Genomic DNA, 17,024 nt, shown 5'->3' with positions numbered 1-17,024 from the left:
GTCCCACCCGACGAGACCCTCAAGGAGCGCACCCTATGAAAGCTCCCGGACGCCTCGCCCTCGCGACGGCGGCGGTCGTGCTCACCACCATGGCCATGAACACGTCCGCCGTCGCCGAGAAGCCGGCGAAGAAGACGGAGGGCGAGCGCGTGCTCGTCTTCTCCAAGACCGCCGGCTTCCGCCACGACTCCATCCCCGACGGCATCGCGACCATCCAGCAGCTCGGCGCCGACAACGGCTTCACCGTCGACACCACCGAGAACGCCGGCGCGTTCACGCCCGGCACCCTCCAGCAGTACGACGCCGTCGTCTTCCTCTCCACGACCGGTGACGTGCTCGACGCCAAGCAGCAGCGGGCCTTCGAGGACTACGTGCGCGCGGGCGGCGGTTATGTCGGCGTGCACGCCGCAGCCGACACCGAGTACGACTGGCCGTTCTACGGCGGCCTCGTCGGCGCGTACTTCGACTCGCACCCGCACAACCAGACCGCCACGGTCAAGGTCGAGGACCACGACCACCCCGCCACCGCCCACCTGGGCGACGAGTGGGTCCGCCACGACGAGTGGTACAACTACCGCACCAATCCGCGCGAGCAGGCCCGTGTCCTCGCGACGCTGGACGAGAGCTCGTACACCGGCGGGAACATGGGCGGGGACCACCCCATCGCCTGGTGCCAGACGTACGAGAGCGGCCGGTCCTTCTACACAGGTCTCGGCCACACCAAGGAGTCGTACGCGGAGCCGGAGTTCCGCACCCATCTGCTCGGCGGCATCCAGTACGCCGCCGGGGCCGTCGAGTCGGACTGCAGTTCTGCCGAGAGCGACTACACTCCGATCTTCGACGGCACTTCCACTGAGGGCTGGAAGCAGGCCGGGCCGGGCTCGTTCCGCCTGGAGGACGGCACCCTGACCTCGGAGGGCGGCATGGGCATGCTGTGGTACGAGGCCAGGGAGTTCACCTCGTACTCCCTCAAGCTCGACTGGCGGATGGAGGGCGACGACAACTCCGGTGTCTTCATCGGGTTCCCGCCCTCCGACGACCCCTGGTCGGCCGTGAACAACGGCTACGAGATCCAGATCGACGCCACCGACTCCCCGGACCGGACCACGGGGGCCGTCTACGGCTTCCAGTCCGCCGACATCGCCGCGCGCGACGAGGCGCTCAACCCGCCGGGCGAGTGGAACACCTTCGAACTGCGCGTCGAGGGTGAGCACCTGCAGATCTGGCTCAACGACGTGAAGATCAACGACTTCACGAACACCGACCCCGCCCGCAGCCTTGCGGACGGACACATCGGGATCCAAAACCACGGTGCAGACGACCAGGTGTCGTTCCGCAACATCCTGGTGAAGGATCTCCCGTGAACGCCGTGGGCGGGAGGTCACGACGCCTCCCGCCCACGGGCGCACCGTGTATCTGAACTGAACACACGTGGGAGGCAGCAGCCGTGACGGTCCATCCACAAGACACAGCGCCGCAACCGGCGAACCCGGCGACGGCCGATACCGGCGTCTGGCTCATCGGCGCCCGCGGCTCCGTCGCCACGACCGTGATCACCGGCTGCGCCGCCCTGGCCGCCGGACTCCACCCCGCCGCCGGCATGGTCACCGAGACCGCGCCGTTCGCCGACTGCGGGCTGCCGGCACCCGGCCGGCTGGTCTTCGGCGGCCACGACGTGGCCTGCACCCCGCTGCCCAAGCGCGCGGACGAGCTCGCCGCCGGCGGCGTGCTCCCGCACGGGCTGCCCGCCGCGCTCGCCGCCGAACTGGCCGCCGCCGACGAGGAGATACGCAACGGCGGCCCGGAGCCCGGCGAGCCGTACGACGAGGACGCGCTGATCGACTCCTACGCGGCCGACATCACCGACTTCGTCCGCCGGCGCAACCTCGCCCGCGCCGTCGTCGTCAACGTCGCCTCCACCGAGCCGGTCGCCGAGGGCGACGCGCTGCCCGCCTCCTCCTGCTACGCCGCCGCGGCCCTCAAGGCCGGCTGCGCCTATGTCAACTTCACCCCCTCCACCGGCCTGCACCACCCGCGGCTGCGCGAGCTCGCCGCCGCCTCCGGCCTGCCGTACGCGGGCCGCGACGGCAAGACCGGCCAGACGCTGCTGCGTTCGGTGCTGGCGCCGATGTTCCTCCAGCGCGCGCTGGAGGTACGGGCCTGGTCCGGCACCAACCTCCTCGGCGGCGGCGACGGCGCCAACCTCGCCGGCGACCCGGCCGCCGCGGCGGCCAAGAACGTCGGCAAGGAGCGGGTGCTCGTCGACTCCCTCGGCGCCGGCGTCGACGGCGAGGTGCACATCGACGACGTCCCGGCCCTCGGCGACTGGAAGACCGCCTGGGACCACGTCGTCTTCGACGGCTTCCTCGGCACCCGCATGGTGCTCCAGACCATCTGGCAGGGCTGCGACTCCGCGCTCGCCGCGCCGCTGGTCCTCGACCTCGTCCGGATCGTCGCCCGCGCCCACGAGACCGGGATGTCGGGTCCCGTGCCGGGACTCGGGTTCTTCTTCAAGGACCCGGACGACGGCCCGCCCGGGCTCGCCGACCAGTGGCGCGATCTGCTGTCGGTCGCGGACCGCCTGCGGGTGTCGCGATGAGCGCGGCGCGGGAGACGTGGGCGGCACGGCCGGGCGGGGTCCGGCTGCTCGCGCTGGCCGCAGGCGTGGCCGGCGCGGGTGTCCTGGGCACCGTCGCCGCCACCACGCGGGGACGCAGGGCATCGCCGGCCGCCGCGCTGGCCGCGGGGGCCGGGCTGCTCGCGCTGGGCGCGGGCGGCGCGGTCCGGCGCCGGCGGGGCGCTCCGGCCGCCGCCGTCTCCGGGGCCGTGCCGGGCGCGGCTGCCGCGGGGGTGGCCGCGCAGGTACGGCGGGGCCGTGGCGGGGCGCCGCCCGGCCGCGGGCCCGTCGCCGCCGTGGCCGGGGGAGTGGCGCTGCTCGCCGCCGCGGTCCCCGGCGCCGTGCTGCGCCGGCCGCGTACCGCCGGACCGACCGAGCCGGAGGCGCGCAGCGCCCAGGGCCGCAAGCAGCCCGCGTCGCCGACCGACCAGGTGCGTGCCTGGGCCGAACTCCTCCGCGTCTCCGCGCTGTTCACCATCCCCGGCGACGCCCTCGCCGGCGCCGCCGCCGCCGGGCTGCGCCCCAACCGCGGCACCGCGCTGGCCATCGGCTCCTCCCTCTGCCTCTACGAGGCGGGCATGGCGCTCAACGACTACGCCGACCGCGACGTCGACGCCGTCGAGCGCCCGCACCGCCCGCTGCCCTCCGGCCGGATCACCCCCCGCGCCGCGCTGACCGCCGCCGCCGCCCTGACCGCGGCGAGCCTCGGTCTGGCCGCCGCCGCGGGCAAGAGGCCGCTCGCGCTCGCGACCGCGCTCGCGGGGGCCGTGTGGGCGTACGACCTGAAGCTGAAGAGCACCCCCGCCGGCCCCGCCGCGATGGCCGCCGCCCGCACCCTGGACCTGCTCCTCGGCGCCGCGGCCGCGGAAGCCCGCGCGGGGCGCAAGGCCGCACCGCCGGCCGCCGATACCCCGTCCGCCGTGCTCCGGCCGCGCGGCGCCCGCCGCACCGACTGGGCCGACGGGCCGCTCGCCGCCGCCGTCCTCCTCGGCATCCACACCTACGCGGTCACCGTCGTCTCGCGCCGCGAGGTCGAGGGCGGGTCGACGGCCGTCCCGCTCGTCGGCCTCGCCGTCACCACCGCCGTCGCCGCCACCCTGCGCCGCGGCAACGACCCCCATCCGCAACCCGAGCCGCCACCGCATCCCCTTCCCCGGGCCGGCACCGGCGCGCCTGCGCCCGGCGGGCCCCGGCTGGCGCTCACCCCCGGCGACCTGCTCGCCGGCGCGTACGCCGCCACCGCCGTCCGCCCGTACCTGCACGCCGCACTCAACCCCAGCCCGCAGCTCACCCAGCGCGCCGTCGGCGGCGGCATCCGCGCGATGATCCCGCTGCAGTCCGCCCTCGCCGCCCGCGCCGGCGCACCCGGCAGCGCCGCCGCGCTGCTGGCCCTCGTGCCGATCGCCCGGCGCCTGGCGCGGAAGGTGAGCCCCACATGAGCAGGCTGCGCCTGGCCTACGGCACCAACGGCCTCACCGACCTGCGGCTGACCGACGCCGTCGCGCTCCTCGCCGACCTCGGCTACGACGGCATCGCGCTCACCCTCGACCACATGCACCTCGACCCGCTCGCGCCCGACCTGCCCGCCCGCACGGCCACCGTGCGGCGGCTGCTGGCGCGGCACGGGCTCGCGGTGACCATCGAGACCGGCGCCCGCTACGTCCTCGACCCGCGCCGCAAGCACCACCCCACCCTGCTCGACCCCGACCCCGAGGCCCGCGCCGTACGCTCCCGGCTGCTGCGCACCGCCGTGAACGTCGCCGCCGAGCTGGGCGCCAACGCCGTGCACTGCTTCAGCGGCACGCGCCCGTACGGGGTCTCGGAGCCGGACGCCTGGAAGCGGCTGGGCGAGGAACTGACCCCGGTGCTCCAGGCCGCGGACGCCGCCGGTATCCCGCTGGCCATCGAGCCGGAGCCCGGCCATCTGCTGTACGACCTGGCCGGGTTCCACCGGCTGCGCGGGGAGCTGGACGACCCGCCGGCGCTGGCGCTGACCCTCGACATCGGGCACTGCCAGTGCCTGGAGGAGGCGCTGCCCGCCGACTGCGTGCGGGCCGCGGCGCCGTGGCTCGCGCACGTGCAGATCGAGGACATGTGCCGGGGCGTGCACGAGCATCTGCCGTTCGGCGAGGGCGAGATCGGCTTCCCCTCCGTGCTCGAAGCGCTGCAGACCACCGGCTACCAGGGCCTGATCAGCGTCGAACTGCCCCGGCACTCGCACGCCGGGCCCGAGCTGGCGAGCAGCTCCATCCGCTTCCTGCGCGCGGCGGAGGAAGAGGCGCGGGCGAGGGGGTCCGTGCCGTGCTGAGCCTCCCGTACCTGCCCGCCACCGCCGTCGCGTGGCCGACCGGGGGCCGCAGGCCCGCCGGGGCCGCGCGGTGCGCCGGGACCTCCGCGCCGCGTGCCGCGTCCGTGACCCGAGTGAAAGGAGCCGCGCAGTGGTGACTCCCGATCGCGCCGCACCCGCATCCGCCGACGAACCCGCCATCGCCTCCGCCCCGGCGGTAGCCGCCCTGCGCGCGTCCGTCGAGGCGGGCCTCGCACCCGAAGCCCGCGAGTGGCTCGCCGCCGCGCTGGCCGACGCCGCCGCCGACACCCCGGGCCCCAGCGCCGGACTGCTCGCCTGGGAGGCCCACTTCGCCGCCGCGCGCCGCCGCGCCGGCGCCGGGGCCGCCGACGCCGTACGCGTGCTGATCCTGCACGCCGCCCGCGCCGACGAGCAGGTCGCCACCCGGGTCTACGACCGCGGGGACGCCGCCGAACGCCGGGCCGTGCTGCGCGCGCTGCCGCACCTGGGCCTCGGCCCCGGCGCCGTACCGCTGATCGAGGACGCGCTGCGGACCAACGACACCCGCCTGGTCGCCGCCGCCCTCGGCCCGTACGCCGCCGAGCACCTGGGCGACCACGCCTGGCGGCAGGCCGTCCTCAAGTGCCTGTTCACCGGCGTGCCCGCCGACGAGATCGCGGGCCTGGCCGACCGCGCCGCGGGCGACGCGGAACTCGCCCGCATGCTCACCGACTACGCCCGCGAGCGGACGGCCGCCGGCCGCGCCGTGCCGGCGGACCTCGACCGGATACTCGCCCTGACCCGCAAGGAGGTGTGATGCGCATCTTCGACCCGCACATCCACATGACGTCCCGCACGACCGATGACTACGCCGCCATGTACGACGCGGGCGTGCGTGCCCTCGTGGAGCCCTCCTTCTGGCTGGGGCAGCCCCGCACCTCCCCGGAGAGCTTCTACGACTACTTCGACTCGCTGCTCGGCTGGGAGCCCTTCCGCGCCGCCCAGTACGGCATCGCGCACCACTGCACGCTCGCGCTCAACCCCAAGGAGGCCAACGACCCGCGCCTCCTGCCGGTCCTGGAGGAGCTGCCGCGCTACCTGCTGAAGGACCACGTCGTCGCCGTCGGCGAGATCGGCTACGACTCGATGACCCCCGAGGAGGACCACGCGCTGGCCGCCCAGTTGGAGCTGGCCGCCGACCACGGGCTGCCCGCCATGGTGCACACGCCGCACCGCGACAAGGCCGCGGGCCTGGCCCGTACCCTCGACGTCGTCCGCGAATCCAGACTGGCGCCCGAACGCGTCATCCTCGACCACCTCAACGAGACGACGGTGGCCGCCGCCCGGGACAGCGGCTGCTGGGCGGCGTTCTCCATCTACCCCGACACCAAGATGGACGAGGACCGCATGGTCCGCATCCTGCGCGAGTACGGCACCGAGCGGATGCTCGTCAACTCCGCCGCCGACTGGGGCAAGAGCGACCCGCTCAAGACCCGCAGGACCGCCGACGCCATGCTCGCCGCCGGCTTCACCGACGCCGACGTCGACAAGGTGCTCTGGCAGAACCCGGTGGAGTTCTACGGCCAGAGCGGCCGGCTGGAGCTGGAGCCGGAGAAGCCGGAGGCCGGCGGGGCCACGTACGAAGGGAACTCCATCCTGCGAGGGGGAAGCTGAGCCATGCGCTTCCGACACCCCGACGGCTCCCTCGTCCATCTCGCGTACTGCACCAACGTGCACCCCGCCGAGGATCTCGACGGGGTGATGGCGCAACTGCGCGACCACGCCGAACCGGTGCGCCGCCGGCTCGGCCGCGACCGGCTGGGCATCGGCCTGTGGCTCGCACGCGACGCCGTCCGCACCCTGGGCTCCGACCCCGCCGCGCTGCGTCGGCTCAAGAAGGCGCTCGACGCGCGCGGGCTGGAGGCCGTGACCCTCAACGGCTTCCCGTACCAGGGGTTCGGCGACGAGGTCGTCAAGTACCGCGTCTACCGCCCCGACTGGACCGAGCCCGAGCGCCTGGACCACACCGTCGAGCTGGCCCGGCTGCTCGCCGTGCTGCTGCCCGACGACGTCACCGAGGGCACCATCTCCACCCTCCCGCTCGCCTGGCGCACCGACTTCGACGACGCCGCCCGCAAGGCGTCGCTGACGGCGCTGGGCACCCTGGCCGCACGCCTCGACGCCATCGAGGAGCTGACCGGCCGCTCCATCCGCGTCGGCCTGGAGCCGGAGCCCGGCTGCACGGTCGAGACCACCGCCGACGCCGTCGCCGCACTCACCGCGGAGGGCGCGCCGCCGCCGGAACGTATCGGCGTCTGCGTCGACACCTGCCATCTGGCCACGTCCTTCGAGGACCCGGCCACCGCCATCGCCGGCATCACCGGCGCGGGCCTGCCCATCGTCAAGTCGCAGCTGTCGGCGGCCCTGGTGGCCGACCGGCCGGCCGACCCCGCGGTACGGACCGCACTGGCCGCCTTCGCGGAGCCGCGGTTCCTGCACCAGACCAGGATCCGCGCCGCCGACGGCACCGTTCGCGCCACCGACGACCTCGACGAGGCCCTGGCCGGCGGCCTCCCCGACGACGGCCCGTGGCGCGCCCACTTCCACGTACCGCTGCACGCGCCGCTGGAGCCGCCGCTGACGGCGACGACGCCGGTGCTCGAGGAGACGCTGGCGCGCCTCGTCGGCGGTCCGGCACCCCTGACGCGACACCTGGAAGTGGAGACGTACACCTGGCAGGCTCTGCCCGCACACCTGCGGCCGCGCAGCCGCGCACAGCTCGCCGACGGCATCGCCGCCGAACTGTCCGTCGCCCGCGACCTGCTCACCTCGCTCGGCCTGAAGGAGCTTCCATGACGCCCCCGAAGCGGCTGGTCGTCGTCGACGTCGTCGGTCTCACACCGCGTCTCCTCGACCACATGCCGAACCTGCGCGCGCTGGCCGACGCCGGCTCGCACAGCGCGCTGACGCCGCCGCTGCCCGCCGTCACCTGCACCGTGCAGTCGACGATCCTCACCGGCGCATCGCCGGCGGAGCACGGGATCGTCGCCAACGGCTGGTACTTCCGCGAGCTGGGCGAGATCTTCCTGTGGCGCCAGCACAACGCCCTCGTCGGCGGCGACAAGCTGTGGGAGGCCGCCCGGCGCGCGTACCCCGGCTACACCGTGGCCAACGTCGGCTGGTGGTACGCGATGGGCATGGACACCGACTACATCGTCACCCCGCGGCCCATCTACTACGCCGACGGCCGCAAGGAGCCCGACTGCTACACCCGGCCGCCGGAGCTGCACGACGAGCTGACCGCCGCCTTCGGCACCTTCCCCCTCTTCAACTACTGGGGCCCGACGGCGAGCATCGTCTCCTCGCAGTGGATCATCGACGCCTCGCGGCACATCCTCGACGCGTACAGCCCCGACCTCACCCTCGTCTACCTCCCGCACCTCGACTACGACCTGCAGCGCTACGGCCCCGACGACCCGCGCTCGCACGCCGCCGCGCGCGAGCTGGACGACGCCCTGGCGCCGCTGCTGGCGGACGCCCGGGGGGCGGACGCGGAGACCGTGGTGCTCTCGGAGTACGGCATCACGCAGGCGACCACGCCCGTGGACGTCAACCGCGCGCTGCGCAAGGCCGGGCTGCTGGAGGTCTACACGCAGGACGGGATGGAGTACCTGGACCCGTGGGCGTCGCGGGCCTTCGCGGTCTCCGACCACCAGATCGCCCACGTCTACGTCCGCGACCCGGCCGACATCGAGGCCACCCGGGAGATCCTCACCAAGCTGCCCGGCGTCGCCGACGTGCTCTCCGACTCCGGCAAGAAGGCCCACGGCCTGGACCACCCGCGCGCCGGCGAACTGGTCGCGGTGGCGGAGCCGGACGCCTGGTTCACGTACTACTACTGGCTCGACGACGACCGTGCCCCGGACTTCGCCCAGCTCGTCGAGATCCACCGCAAGCCCGGCTACGACCCCGCCGAGCTCTTCATGGACCCCACCGACCCGTACGTACGTCTGCGGGCCGTCTCCGCGATCGCCCGCAAGAAGGCCGGGATGCGCTACCGGCTGGCCGTCGTCCCGCTCGACCCAGCCCCGGTGCGCGGCACACACGGCCGCCTCCCGGACGACGAGCGCGACGGACCCGTGCTGCTCACCACCCGGCCGGGGGCGACCTCGGGCCCCGTGCCGGCGACCGACGTGAAGTCCCTGCTGCTGTCGCTCGCCGGCCTCGACTAGCCGAATCCGCCCGTCAAGGAGCGTTGCCATGTCCACCAAGAACAGCGAAGAACTCGACCACGCCGTCAACAGACGCAGATTCCTCGGCGTCGCGGCCGGCACCACCGCGGCGGCCATCGCCGGCACCGCGGGCGCCGCCGCGCAGCCGCGCGGCGGCGGCCACGGCCCGCCCGCGGTCCCGCGCGGCAACCTCGGCATCCAGCTCTACACCCTCCGCGACCAGGTCGGCACGGTCGGCTTCGGCAAGGTCTTCGACGCCCTGGAGCGCTACGGCTACGACCAGGTCGAATACGCCGGCTACACCCAGGGCAACGGCCCCCTCACCCTGCCCCAGCTCCGCCGCCTGGCCCGCAACCACGGCCTGCGCGGCATCGGCAGCCACGTCGCGTACCACGTCGGCGACCCGGCGGGCTACTCCTTCGCCACCAGCCTGGAGCAGGTCCTCGACGACGCCGAGACCCTGGACCTCCCGTACGTCGGCACCTGGGACGGCCCCTTCCGCTACGGCAACACCGTCGACGGGGTCAAGCGCGCCTCGGCCGAGTTCAACGCCTACGGCGCGGCGGCCCGCCGCCGCGGCCTGCGGTTCTACCAGCACAACCACGGCAACGAGTTCGGCTTCTGCAGCGACGACCCGACGGTGCGCATCTACGACCTGATGCTGGCCGAGACGGACCCGGACCTGGTGTTCATGGAGATGGACATCTATTGGGCCTACACCGGCGTCCACCGCTTCAGCGTCCGCCCGGACGGCACCCCGGCGCCGTTCGACCCGCTGGACTACGTGACGGCCAGCCCGCGGCGCTTCCCGCTGTTCCACGTCAAGGACGGCGAGCACGACGCGGCCTCCCCGGACGGCTACCACATGACCGACGTGGGCGACGGCGACATCGACTACGAGCGCTTCATCGGCACGGTCACCCGCGGCCGGTACCGCAAGTACCACAACTGGCTCGTCGAACGCGACGACGCGGTGAACCCCGCCACCAACCCGGCCGGCTCCCTCGCCACGGCCCGCCGCTCCGCCGCCCACCTCCACCGCCTCCGCGCCTGACCCAGCCCCGGTCCCCGCCCCCTCCAAGGCCCGGCCCCTGTGCCGACCGCCCGAATCCCCCCGGCCCGCCGCCCCCCCGGCGGGCCGGGGCCCGGCCCGTCACCACCCGCAACCAGCAGCCACGTACCGTAACCAAATACCGGTGCGAACCGCCCCCGAATCCTTGGTATCGTTGGCCGTGCCCCGCGGCCCTCTGCCGCGGCACGGCAACCCGGTCCGGGTGGCGGAATGGCAGACGCGCTAGCTTGAGGTGCTAGTGCCCGTTAAGGGCGTGGGGGTTCAAGTCCCCCCTCGGACACACTATTTGTACATATCTGCCGAAATTAGGGCATGCCGGTTTGGCGCCCGTGTCTCGCCCAGGCGGGGGACGGGCGTTTGTGTTGTGGCCGGTCCCGGTGCTGGTCAGCGGGCGTGAGGGTCAGCCGATGATGATCCTTTCTCTCGTCGGGGTGCCGGCGGTCAGGGAGCTGTCCGCCGGGTCGTAGGTCAGGTTGATGCCCTGGGTGCGCAGCCACTCCGCCGCCGCTCTAGCTGAGGGGTCGCCGGGGGAGTGGTCCCCGGTGCGGGGGTGGCCGAGGCGCAGCAGCAGGGCTGGCAGGCGGGCCAGGATGCGGTCCTCGCGGATGTAGGCGTTCCGCGGGCGGCCCGTGCCGGGGCCGGTGGCGCTGGTGTGGCCGTGGCGGCAGCGGTAGGCCGGGTGGCCGTTGGTCCAGCAGGACTCCATCCGCCGCCCGCAGAGGCCGCAGCGCAGCAGTCCGGTGAGCAGGTAGGTGCGCCCCGGCGTCGTGGTGGTGGCCCGCGTGCCCTGGACGGCGACGAAGTCGGCCTCGACCAGAGCCGGGTGGGCTTTCTCGCGGGAGATGACCCAGTCCTGTGGTGGGTTCCAGCGGGCGATGTCGCGGTGGCCGAGGGCGGTGTTGGCCGGGTCGATCAGCTCCTGGTCGGTGCGCTGGCGGTTCCACACCTGTCGGCCGGTGTAGCGGGGATTGGCAAGGATTGCGCGCACCGCGGTCAGCGTCCACTGGCTGCCGCTGCGGTGCGCGTTGCGCTCCGGGTCGGATGCGGACGGGCACGGCACCGCCGCGTTGTTGAGGGCGCGGGCGATGCGCGCCTGGCTCTTGCCTGCGCGGCGTTGCGCGAACATCCAGGAGACGACGGGTGCGGTGGTGGGGTCGGCTTCCAGGCGCTGGGCGCGGGCGCCGCGGCGTGCCCAGGCCCGGTTCGGGTGCGGGCCGGCGTCTGTGAGCCGGTAGCCGTAGGGTGGCCGGCCGCCCAGGTAGCGTCCTTGTTCGCGGGCCTGGACGGTCATGGCGGTCCGGGCGCGAAGGCGGGCGCGGGCGATCTCCCGCTTGGACACGATCCCCAGCAGGATCATCAGCTCCTCGTGCCCGGCCAGGCCCGGGTCGACGGGACCGCCGAGTTCCGGTAGCCACAACCGGACGCCGTGGTGTTCGAAGAGCGGGGCCATGGCGGCGAACTGGCTGCCGTGGAAGGCGCGTTCGCTGGAGCCGATCACCACCGCGTCGAAGGTGCGGTCCGGATCGGCCAGGGCGTCGATCAGCCGGGCGGCTTCCGGGCGGCGGGGCCAGGGCAGCACCCGGCTGTGCCCGACATCCAAGAACTCGGCGGTGACCCGCCCATGCCCGGCGACCAGCGCCTGCGCACGCAGCAACTGCCAGCCCCGGGAGGTCTCCGGGTCCTGGTAGTCCTCCGTCGACACCCGCCCGTAGAAGGCGAACCGCAACCGGTCCGGCAATCCCGGCTCAACCGCCCGCCGGTTCGCCCACGTGCCCAACGCGTCGACCTCGGCAGGTGCGTCGAAAAGCGGCAACGTGTCCGTCGATGCCATGGCGTGCCCTCCCTCATGTGGCCACCCGAACCGGCCGGGCTGGAGACTGCAGGGCTACAACTACGAATATGGCGCACCGAACCGCGGCTGAGTACCGACGGTCGCCCACTCGGGGGATGAGCAGTTGACAAACTCGTTTCGCAGTGCCAGAGAACCCACCCCATTCACGGGGGAACGGCTCGGGCGCATCCTTTGACCTGCGGTAAGAAGCCGAGGCTAGGCCCGGGGCTCTGGAAGCCATACCGCTCTTCCCCTCAGCTTCCGCTTGTGCCCGGCTGTGCCTCATGTGTCTTCGCTGGGATAGCGGGCACTGCAGTAGCGCGCGCCTGGTCACACGGAGCATCGCCCCTGAACTCGAAATGGCCTCGATGCTGCGGACTACCGAGTTGGCATGCGTGGTCCGGCCGGTCTCGTCGATGCAAGCGGGTAGTGGCCGCTCTCCGGTCGCCTCTTATCCCGACGGAGAGGCGTGCGTCTGCAAGATTGCCGACGTGGGGGTGTCGAAGCCCACGGTCTTGCATCACCTGAGAAAGCTGCGCGAGGCGGGCCTGCTGGTCTCCGAGCGGAGGGCGCATGGGTGTTCTACCAGGTCCCTCCTGACGTCATGGTCGCCATGAGCCACATGTTCGCCTGATCTTCCAGGGCGCCCCTGAGAACGCTCATCTGGTTGAAGCGCCCGTTGCCTTGCCCGGTACCGAACCGGCAGCCAGCACAGCAGCGGTACCCAGGAGGGCTGCCAGGAGCGCGAACAGCGCGGGGTAGCCGCCCAGGAGAACGGCCAGTCCCGCACCGGCCCACGGGGCCAGAGCGGTGGCGGCGACGGCAGGCGCCGACAGCAGGCCGCTCAGGGTGCCGTAGGACTGCGCCCCCCACCGGTCAGTGATCGCTGTCGCCTGCAGAAGGGTCGCCACGCCTCGTACGGTGCCGGCCGTCATGCTTGCAGCTATCAGCAAAGGCATCGGTCCCGGCACGATCCCCAGGGCCAGGGTGGTGAGTCCGCCCAGGCTGTACGCGAACACCACGCGGGCGCGCACACCGACGCGGCGTACGAGGGCTGCGTACCCCAGGCGCCCCAGCACCTGCCCCACCCCGCCAAGGCCCAGCGCCCAGGCCGCGGCCTCCGACGAAAGAGCGCGGTTCGTCAGCAGCGGCACGGTGGCGACGACGGCTGCGGCGAACGCGAACGAAGCCAGAGCCATGGAGAGCCCGAGGAGGAGGAACGGCCGGGTTCGCGGCACAGCCGACTCCGGCCGACTACCGGCTGCCGCGGTGAGACCGGCAGCGGCGTGGCCGGAACGTGCCGGCCACGGGGCTCGAAGGCACAGTGCGTGCAGCGGCACGGTTACGGCTGCGAGGACGGCGGCGAGGATCAGGTAGGTGGTCCTCCAACTCGTGTGGTCTGCCAGCGTTGCTGTCAGAGGAGCGAAGACCGTGCTCGCCAGTCCCGCCACGAGCGTCACGGTCGTCAGGGCGCGCGTACGCTGCGTTCCGTCGAACCATCCGGTCAATGCGGCGAAAGCGGGCAGGTACAGCGTGGCGGACATGGCCAGGCCGCAGACCAGCCAGGCGATGGTGAACAGCGGAAGGCTAGGGGCGAGAGCTACCGCGACGACGGCGGGAGCAGCGAGCAGCGAGCCGCCCGTCATGATCTTCCGGGGGCCACGCCGGTCCAGGACTCTACCGAGAGGGATCCCGGCGAGGGCCGAGACGATCAGTGCCCCGGAGAAGGCCGCGGCCACTGAAGGGCTCGACCAGCCGGTGTTCTGGCTGATCTGCGGAGCGAGTACCGGAAAGGCGTAGTACAGGACACCCCAGCTGACGATCTCCGTGACACACAGTGCGGGAAGGACACTCTGCCGAAGCGGCCCACTCGCGCCGCAGGCGCGGCGGAGCGGGGCCTGGACTCTGTCGGGCCCTGCATGGGGCACCGCGTCCTTGGCTCGCACAGCTCTCCTTCGGGGCAGCGGGCAACCCAGTCGGCTGAGCACGTCGGCAACATGACCTTGCCAGTTGATTCGATGACTGTCAATGTAGACCCATGCTGAACACAAGCGCACTCGACGCGCCCGCCACGGGCACCGGGATACCGTGCTGCCCGCCCTTGGACGAGCGAGCGCTGACCGAGGAGGAAGCCGAGCAGGTCTCCCGCATGTTCAAAGCGCTGGGCGACCCGGTGCGTTTACAACTGCTGTGGAAGATCGCGGCGCGACCGGGTGCGGAAGCCTGCGTGTGCGAGGTGTCCAACGTCGGGGTCGCACGGACGACCGTGAGCCATCACCTCAAGAAGCTCCGCGAGGCGGGCCTCCTGTCCTCTGAGCGTCGCGGGACCCAGGTGTACTACCGGGTCACTACGGAAGCGACGGAGACATTGGCCCGGGCGCTGGAGGTCGAGCGCGGGCATGGCGGCCCTGCGTCGTGAGAGATCCGGTGTGCGCGCCGGGCAGCGTGGACGGCTACGTGAGAACGAGGGCTTCTCAGTAGCGTCCCAGCATCTGCCGCATGGCGGCGAGCACGGAGGGCTCGACCCGGTAGAACACCCATGTCCCCCGGCGCTGCGAGGTGAGCAGTCCGGCGTCGCGGAGCTTCTTGAGGTGGTGCGAGACCGTGGGCTGGGAGACCCCTACATCGGAGATGTCGCAGACACACGCCTCACCGTTCTCGTGGGAGGCGACAGCCGAGAACAACCGTAGCCGGACCGGGTCTCCCAGGGCCTTGAACATGGCAGCGGTTCTCTCGGCCTCGCCGGCCGTCAGGGGGCGTTCGTTCAAGGGCGGGCAGCAAGGGGAGAGCGCAGCAAGGGGCGGAGCGGCGTGCGACATGACATCTTCTCCAAGATTCAACATCTAGGAACCAATGTTGACATGTATCGAATTCAGTTGCACAGATGGGTGTGCGTTCCGGTTTGCTGCGGTGTCCGCCGATGATGGCGGGCTTCCGAGGAGTTGTCCGTAGCAGAAGGTAGACCCGTGTAGGTCAGGCTGACTTGTCGACGCTGTACGCGAAGGTCTCCGGGAACGCTACCGGACAGCCCTTGATCTCGGACTCGGGCTCGACCTACGCCAGGGTGAGGTCTTCGGCCTGAGCGAAGACGACTTCGACGACAAGCACGGCCTTGTTCACGTACGACGCCACGTGCGCTGGGACAAATCTTCGGAGCCGAGTCGGAGCGCACCCGCGCCGATTCCCCGCGGTCGAGTGCACGCTTCCATGGCCCGACCCCGAGCCTCATCGCACTGCGCGGGACCGACTCGGGGCCGGGCGCGTAGCGCCGGGGCCCGCGCGTACGTGCCAGCCCCCCTCGTCCCGCCGCGGGCCGCACGCCCTGTGCTCACCCCGCCGCCAGCGCCGCGCTCATCACCGGGCCCGCAGCCTCGTTGCCGTGGTCGCCCTCCGGCACCACCGCCGCCGCGGCCACGTCGCCGCGGTACGCCGTGAACCAACTGTCCGGCCGCTCCTGCCCGCCGACCTCCGCCGAGCCGGTCTTCGTATCCGACTCGGCGCAGCGACGATCGACACCTCGTTCCGGTCGCGGCCCGCGGACGTGAAGTTCGGTCACGAGCAGCAGCTGCCGGAGCCCTGCCCGCCTTCGGCCGCAGTGGTAACGCCGAGCGGCACGAGTGCGGGTTCCGGTGCGCAACAGCCCCCGCCGTCGCTCTGCTCCGTGCCGGCGGGGTCGTCGAAGAGCCCGGCGCCGCCGCAGACTCCGGTCTCGGGGAGAGTCAGTTCGACGCGGTCGGCGGATTCGGTGTCGCCAGCGATGGCCGCCGCTACGGAACGGACCTGCTCGTATCCGGTCATGGCGAGGAAGGTGGGGGCGCGGCCGTAGGACTTCATGCCGACCAGATAGATACCGGGATCGGGATGGGACAGCTCGCGGTGTCCGTGCGGGTAGACGGTGCCGCAGGAGTGCTGGTTGGGGTCGATCAGCGGCGCCAGTTCGACCGGCGCCTGGAGACGCTCGTCGAGACGGAGGCGAATCTCGGAGAGGAAGGACAGGTCGGGGCGCAGGCCTGTCAGGACGATGACCTCGTCCACCGGGTCGAGTCGGCGTCCGTCCTCGCCTGTCAGTACCAGGCGTCCGTCCCCGGCGGGTTCGATGGTCTCGGTGCGGAAGCCGGTGACGGCGTCGGCGTGTCCCTGGTCGACGGCGGCCTTCGCGGCGAGGCCGAGCGCGCCACGGGCGGGCAACTGGTCCGCGGTGCCGCCACCAAAGGTCGCGCCGCTGATGCCGCGCCGCAGGATCCACACCGTGTGCGTGCCCGGTTCTTCCTTGGCGACGTCGGCGAGAGTGGCGAGCGCGGTGAACGCGGAGGCACCGGAGCCGATCACGGCGGTGCGCCGGCCGGCGTAACGGGCTCGGACAGCCGGGTCCTTGAGGTCGGGGATGCGGTAGGAGACCCGCTCGGCGGCGGCGTGTTCGCCAAGGGCGGGCAGTCCGTCGGCGCCGATGGGGCTGGGGGTGGACCAGGTGCCGGAGCCGTCGATCACGGCGCGTGCGAGGATCCGCTGCTCGGAGCCGTCGGCGCCCGTGACGCGGACGGTGAAGGGCTGCTGCCCACGGTCGGCGTCGACGAGACGGTCGCGCCCGAGCCGGGAGACGCCCGTGACGGTCGCGCCGTAGCGCACCTTGTCGCCGAGGACGTCGGCGAGGGGCTGGAGGTACCGCTCGGCCCAGTCCGCGCCGGAAGGGTAGGCGGCGCCATCGGGGGCGGTCCAGCCAGTGGGGGCCAGGAGCTTTTCGGCGGCCGGGTCGACGAGTTCGGACCAGGTGGAGAACAGCCGCACGTGCCCCCACTCGCGTACAGCACTGCCTGCGACGGGCCCGGCTTCCAAAACCAGAGGTTCGATGCCGCGCTCTGTGAGATGGGCGGCGGCGGCCAGCCCGATGGGGCCGGCTCCGATCACCACGGTCGGAAGCGTGGCGGGCGCGTTGGCGAGCGGCGCAGACACGGCGACTCCCTATTGATTCGACCTTCGTCAATGAC

General features: G+C 72.7%; 15 protein-coding genes, 1 tRNA gene and 1 pseudogene. 12 read left to right on the top strand and 5 right to left on the bottom strand.

The genetic code is table 11. The features are described 5' to 3' along the window. Positions 1–35: 35 nt before the first annotated feature. From ABGA99_RS11525 to ABGA99_RS11480, 10 genes are all read left to right on the top strand, one after another. Positions 36–1,364, top strand: coding sequence for a ThuA domain-containing protein (locus ABGA99_RS11525; RefSeq protein WP_347577275.1), 1,329 nt, complete (start codon positions 36–38; stop codon positions 1,362–1,364). A gap of 83 nt (positions 1,365–1,447) precedes the next feature. Continuing rightward, positions 1,448–2,599, top strand: a complete 1,152-nt coding sequence (locus ABGA99_RS11520; protein ID WP_347577274.1) for an inositol-3-phosphate synthase — start codon at positions 1,448–1,450, stop codon at positions 2,597–2,599. Beyond that, a complete protein-coding gene (locus ABGA99_RS11515) occupies positions 2,596–4,056 on the top strand; it encodes an SCO3242 family prenyltransferase (RefSeq protein ID WP_347582578.1) in 1,461 nt (486 codons plus the stop codon). Before ABGA99_RS11520 ends, ABGA99_RS11515 begins: the two co-directional genes overlap by 4 nt. After that, positions 4,053–4,925, top strand: coding sequence for a sugar phosphate isomerase/epimerase family protein (locus tag ABGA99_RS11510; RefSeq protein WP_347577272.1), 873 nt, complete (start codon positions 4,053–4,055; stop codon positions 4,923–4,925). The genes ABGA99_RS11515 and ABGA99_RS11510 overlap by 4 nt, the downstream gene beginning before the upstream one ends. Before the next feature lie 130 nt (positions 4,926–5,055). After that, on the top strand, positions 5,056–5,721 hold the full coding sequence (locus tag ABGA99_RS11505; RefSeq protein ID WP_347577271.1) for an EboA domain-containing protein: 666 nt from the start codon (positions 5,056–5,058) through the stop codon (positions 5,719–5,721). After that, a complete protein-coding gene (locus ABGA99_RS11500) occupies positions 5,721–6,578 on the top strand; it encodes a TatD family hydrolase (RefSeq protein WP_347577270.1) in 858 nt (285 codons plus the stop codon). The genes ABGA99_RS11505 and ABGA99_RS11500 overlap by 1 nt, the downstream gene beginning before the upstream one ends. Positions 6,579–6,581: 3 nt before the next feature. Beyond that, positions 6,582–7,760 (top strand): metabolite traffic protein EboE, encoded by a 1,179-nt coding sequence (gene eboE / locus ABGA99_RS11495; RefSeq protein WP_347577269.1) that lies wholly within the window; start codon positions 6,582–6,584, stop codon positions 7,758–7,760. Beyond that, positions 7,757–9,136, top strand: coding sequence for a nucleotide pyrophosphatase/phosphodiesterase family protein (locus tag ABGA99_RS11490; protein WP_347577268.1), 1,380 nt, complete (start codon positions 7,757–7,759; stop codon positions 9,134–9,136). The genes eboE and ABGA99_RS11490 overlap by 4 nt, the downstream gene beginning before the upstream one ends. Positions 9,137–9,164: 28 nt before the next feature. After that, positions 9,165–10,190, top strand: a complete 1,026-nt coding sequence (locus ABGA99_RS11485) for a sugar phosphate isomerase/epimerase (protein ID WP_347582577.1) — start codon at positions 9,165–9,167, stop codon at positions 10,188–10,190. A 214-nt stretch (positions 10,191–10,404) separates the two neighbouring features. After that, positions 10,405–10,488 (top strand) — tRNA-Leu (locus ABGA99_RS11480). A 120-nt stretch (positions 10,489–10,608) separates the two neighbouring features. Here the strand turns inward: ABGA99_RS11480 and ABGA99_RS11475 are convergent. Beyond that, positions 10,609–12,039: a recombinase family protein gene (locus ABGA99_RS11475; protein WP_347582576.1), complete on the bottom strand. Its 1,431-nt coding sequence runs from the start codon at positions 12,037–12,039 to the stop codon at positions 10,609–10,611. A gap of 443 nt (positions 12,040–12,482) precedes the next feature. On the opposite strand from ABGA99_RS11475, the pseudogene ABGA99_RS11470 reads away from it, so the two are divergent. Next, positions 12,483–12,673, top strand: a pseudogene (locus ABGA99_RS11470) (helix-turn-helix domain-containing protein); the annotation flags it as partial. Between the two features lie 25 nt (positions 12,674–12,698). On the opposite strand, the gene ABGA99_RS11465 reads toward ABGA99_RS11470, so the two are convergent. Next, the gene (locus tag ABGA99_RS11465; protein WP_347577265.1) at positions 12,699–13,985 is read right to left on the bottom strand and encodes an MFS transporter; all 1,287 of its coding nucleotides are present in this window, start codon (positions 13,983–13,985) and stop codon (positions 12,699–12,701) included. A 92-nt stretch (positions 13,986–14,077) separates the two neighbouring features. On the opposite strand from ABGA99_RS11465, the gene ABGA99_RS11460 reads away from it, so the two are divergent. Further along, entirely contained in the window at positions 14,078–14,458 is a 381-nt protein-coding gene (locus ABGA99_RS11460) for a metalloregulator ArsR/SmtB family transcription factor (protein WP_347577264.1), read from the top strand. Positions 14,459–14,513: 55 nt separating this feature from the next. On the opposite strand, the gene ABGA99_RS11455 is transcribed toward ABGA99_RS11460, so the two are convergent. From ABGA99_RS11455 to ABGA99_RS11445, 3 genes are all read right to left on the bottom strand, one after another. Continuing rightward, entirely contained in the window at positions 14,514–14,858 is a 345-nt protein-coding gene (locus ABGA99_RS11455; RefSeq protein ID WP_326799343.1) for a metalloregulator ArsR/SmtB family transcription factor, read from the bottom strand. Between the two features lie 509 nt (positions 14,859–15,367). Beyond that, positions 15,368–15,595 (bottom strand): hypothetical protein, encoded by a 228-nt coding sequence (locus ABGA99_RS11450; protein ID WP_347577293.1) that lies wholly within the window; start codon positions 15,593–15,595, stop codon positions 15,368–15,370. After that, positions 15,592–16,989 carry an FAD-dependent oxidoreductase gene (locus tag ABGA99_RS11445; RefSeq protein WP_347577263.1) on the bottom strand — a complete coding sequence of 466 codons (1,398 nt, stop codon included), beginning with the start codon at positions 16,987–16,989 and terminating at the stop codon, positions 15,592–15,594. The genes ABGA99_RS11450 and ABGA99_RS11445 overlap by 4 nt, the downstream gene beginning before the upstream one ends. Between the last annotated feature and the right edge of the window lie 35 nt (positions 16,990–17,024).

This window comes from Streptomyces sp. B5E4, assembly GCF_039871555.1.
GTDB lineage: Bacteria > Actinomycetota > Actinomycetes > Streptomycetales > Streptomycetaceae > Streptomyces.
The sequence above is the reverse complement of the archived record's forward strand: the minus strand, read 5'-3'. Positions and strand labels throughout refer to the sequence as shown.

Coding starts and splice junctions, on each gene's coding strand:
- ABGA99_RS11515 (WP_347582578.1), top strand. CDS start 2,596: ATGAGCGCGGCGCGGGAGACGTGGGCGGCACGGCCGGGCGGGGTCCGG.
- eboE (WP_347577269.1), top strand. CDS start 6,582: ATGCGCTTCCGACACCCCGACGGCTCCCTCGTCCATCTCGCGTACTGC.
- ABGA99_RS11485 (WP_347582577.1), top strand. CDS start 9,165: ATGTCCACCAAGAACAGCGAAGAACTCGACCACGCCGTCAACAGACGC.
- ABGA99_RS11500 (WP_347577270.1), top strand. CDS start 5,721: ATGCGCATCTTCGACCCGCACATCCACATGACGTCCCGCACGACCGAT.
- ABGA99_RS11475 (WP_347582576.1), bottom strand. CDS start 12,039: ATGGCATCGACGGACACGTTGCCGCTTTTCGACGCACCTGCCGAGGTC.
- ABGA99_RS11525 (WP_347577275.1), top strand. CDS start 36: ATGAAAGCTCCCGGACGCCTCGCCCTCGCGACGGCGGCGGTCGTGCTC.
- ABGA99_RS11510 (WP_347577272.1), top strand. CDS start 4,053: ATGAGCAGGCTGCGCCTGGCCTACGGCACCAACGGCCTCACCGACCTG.
- ABGA99_RS11455 (WP_326799343.1), bottom strand. CDS start 14,858: ATGTCGCACGCCGCTCCGCCCCTTGCTGCGCTCTCCCCTTGCTGCCCG.
- ABGA99_RS11490 (WP_347577268.1), top strand. CDS start 7,757: ATGACGCCCCCGAAGCGGCTGGTCGTCGTCGACGTCGTCGGTCTCACA.
- ABGA99_RS11460 (WP_347577264.1), top strand. CDS start 14,078: ATGCTGAACACAAGCGCACTCGACGCGCCCGCCACGGGCACCGGGATA.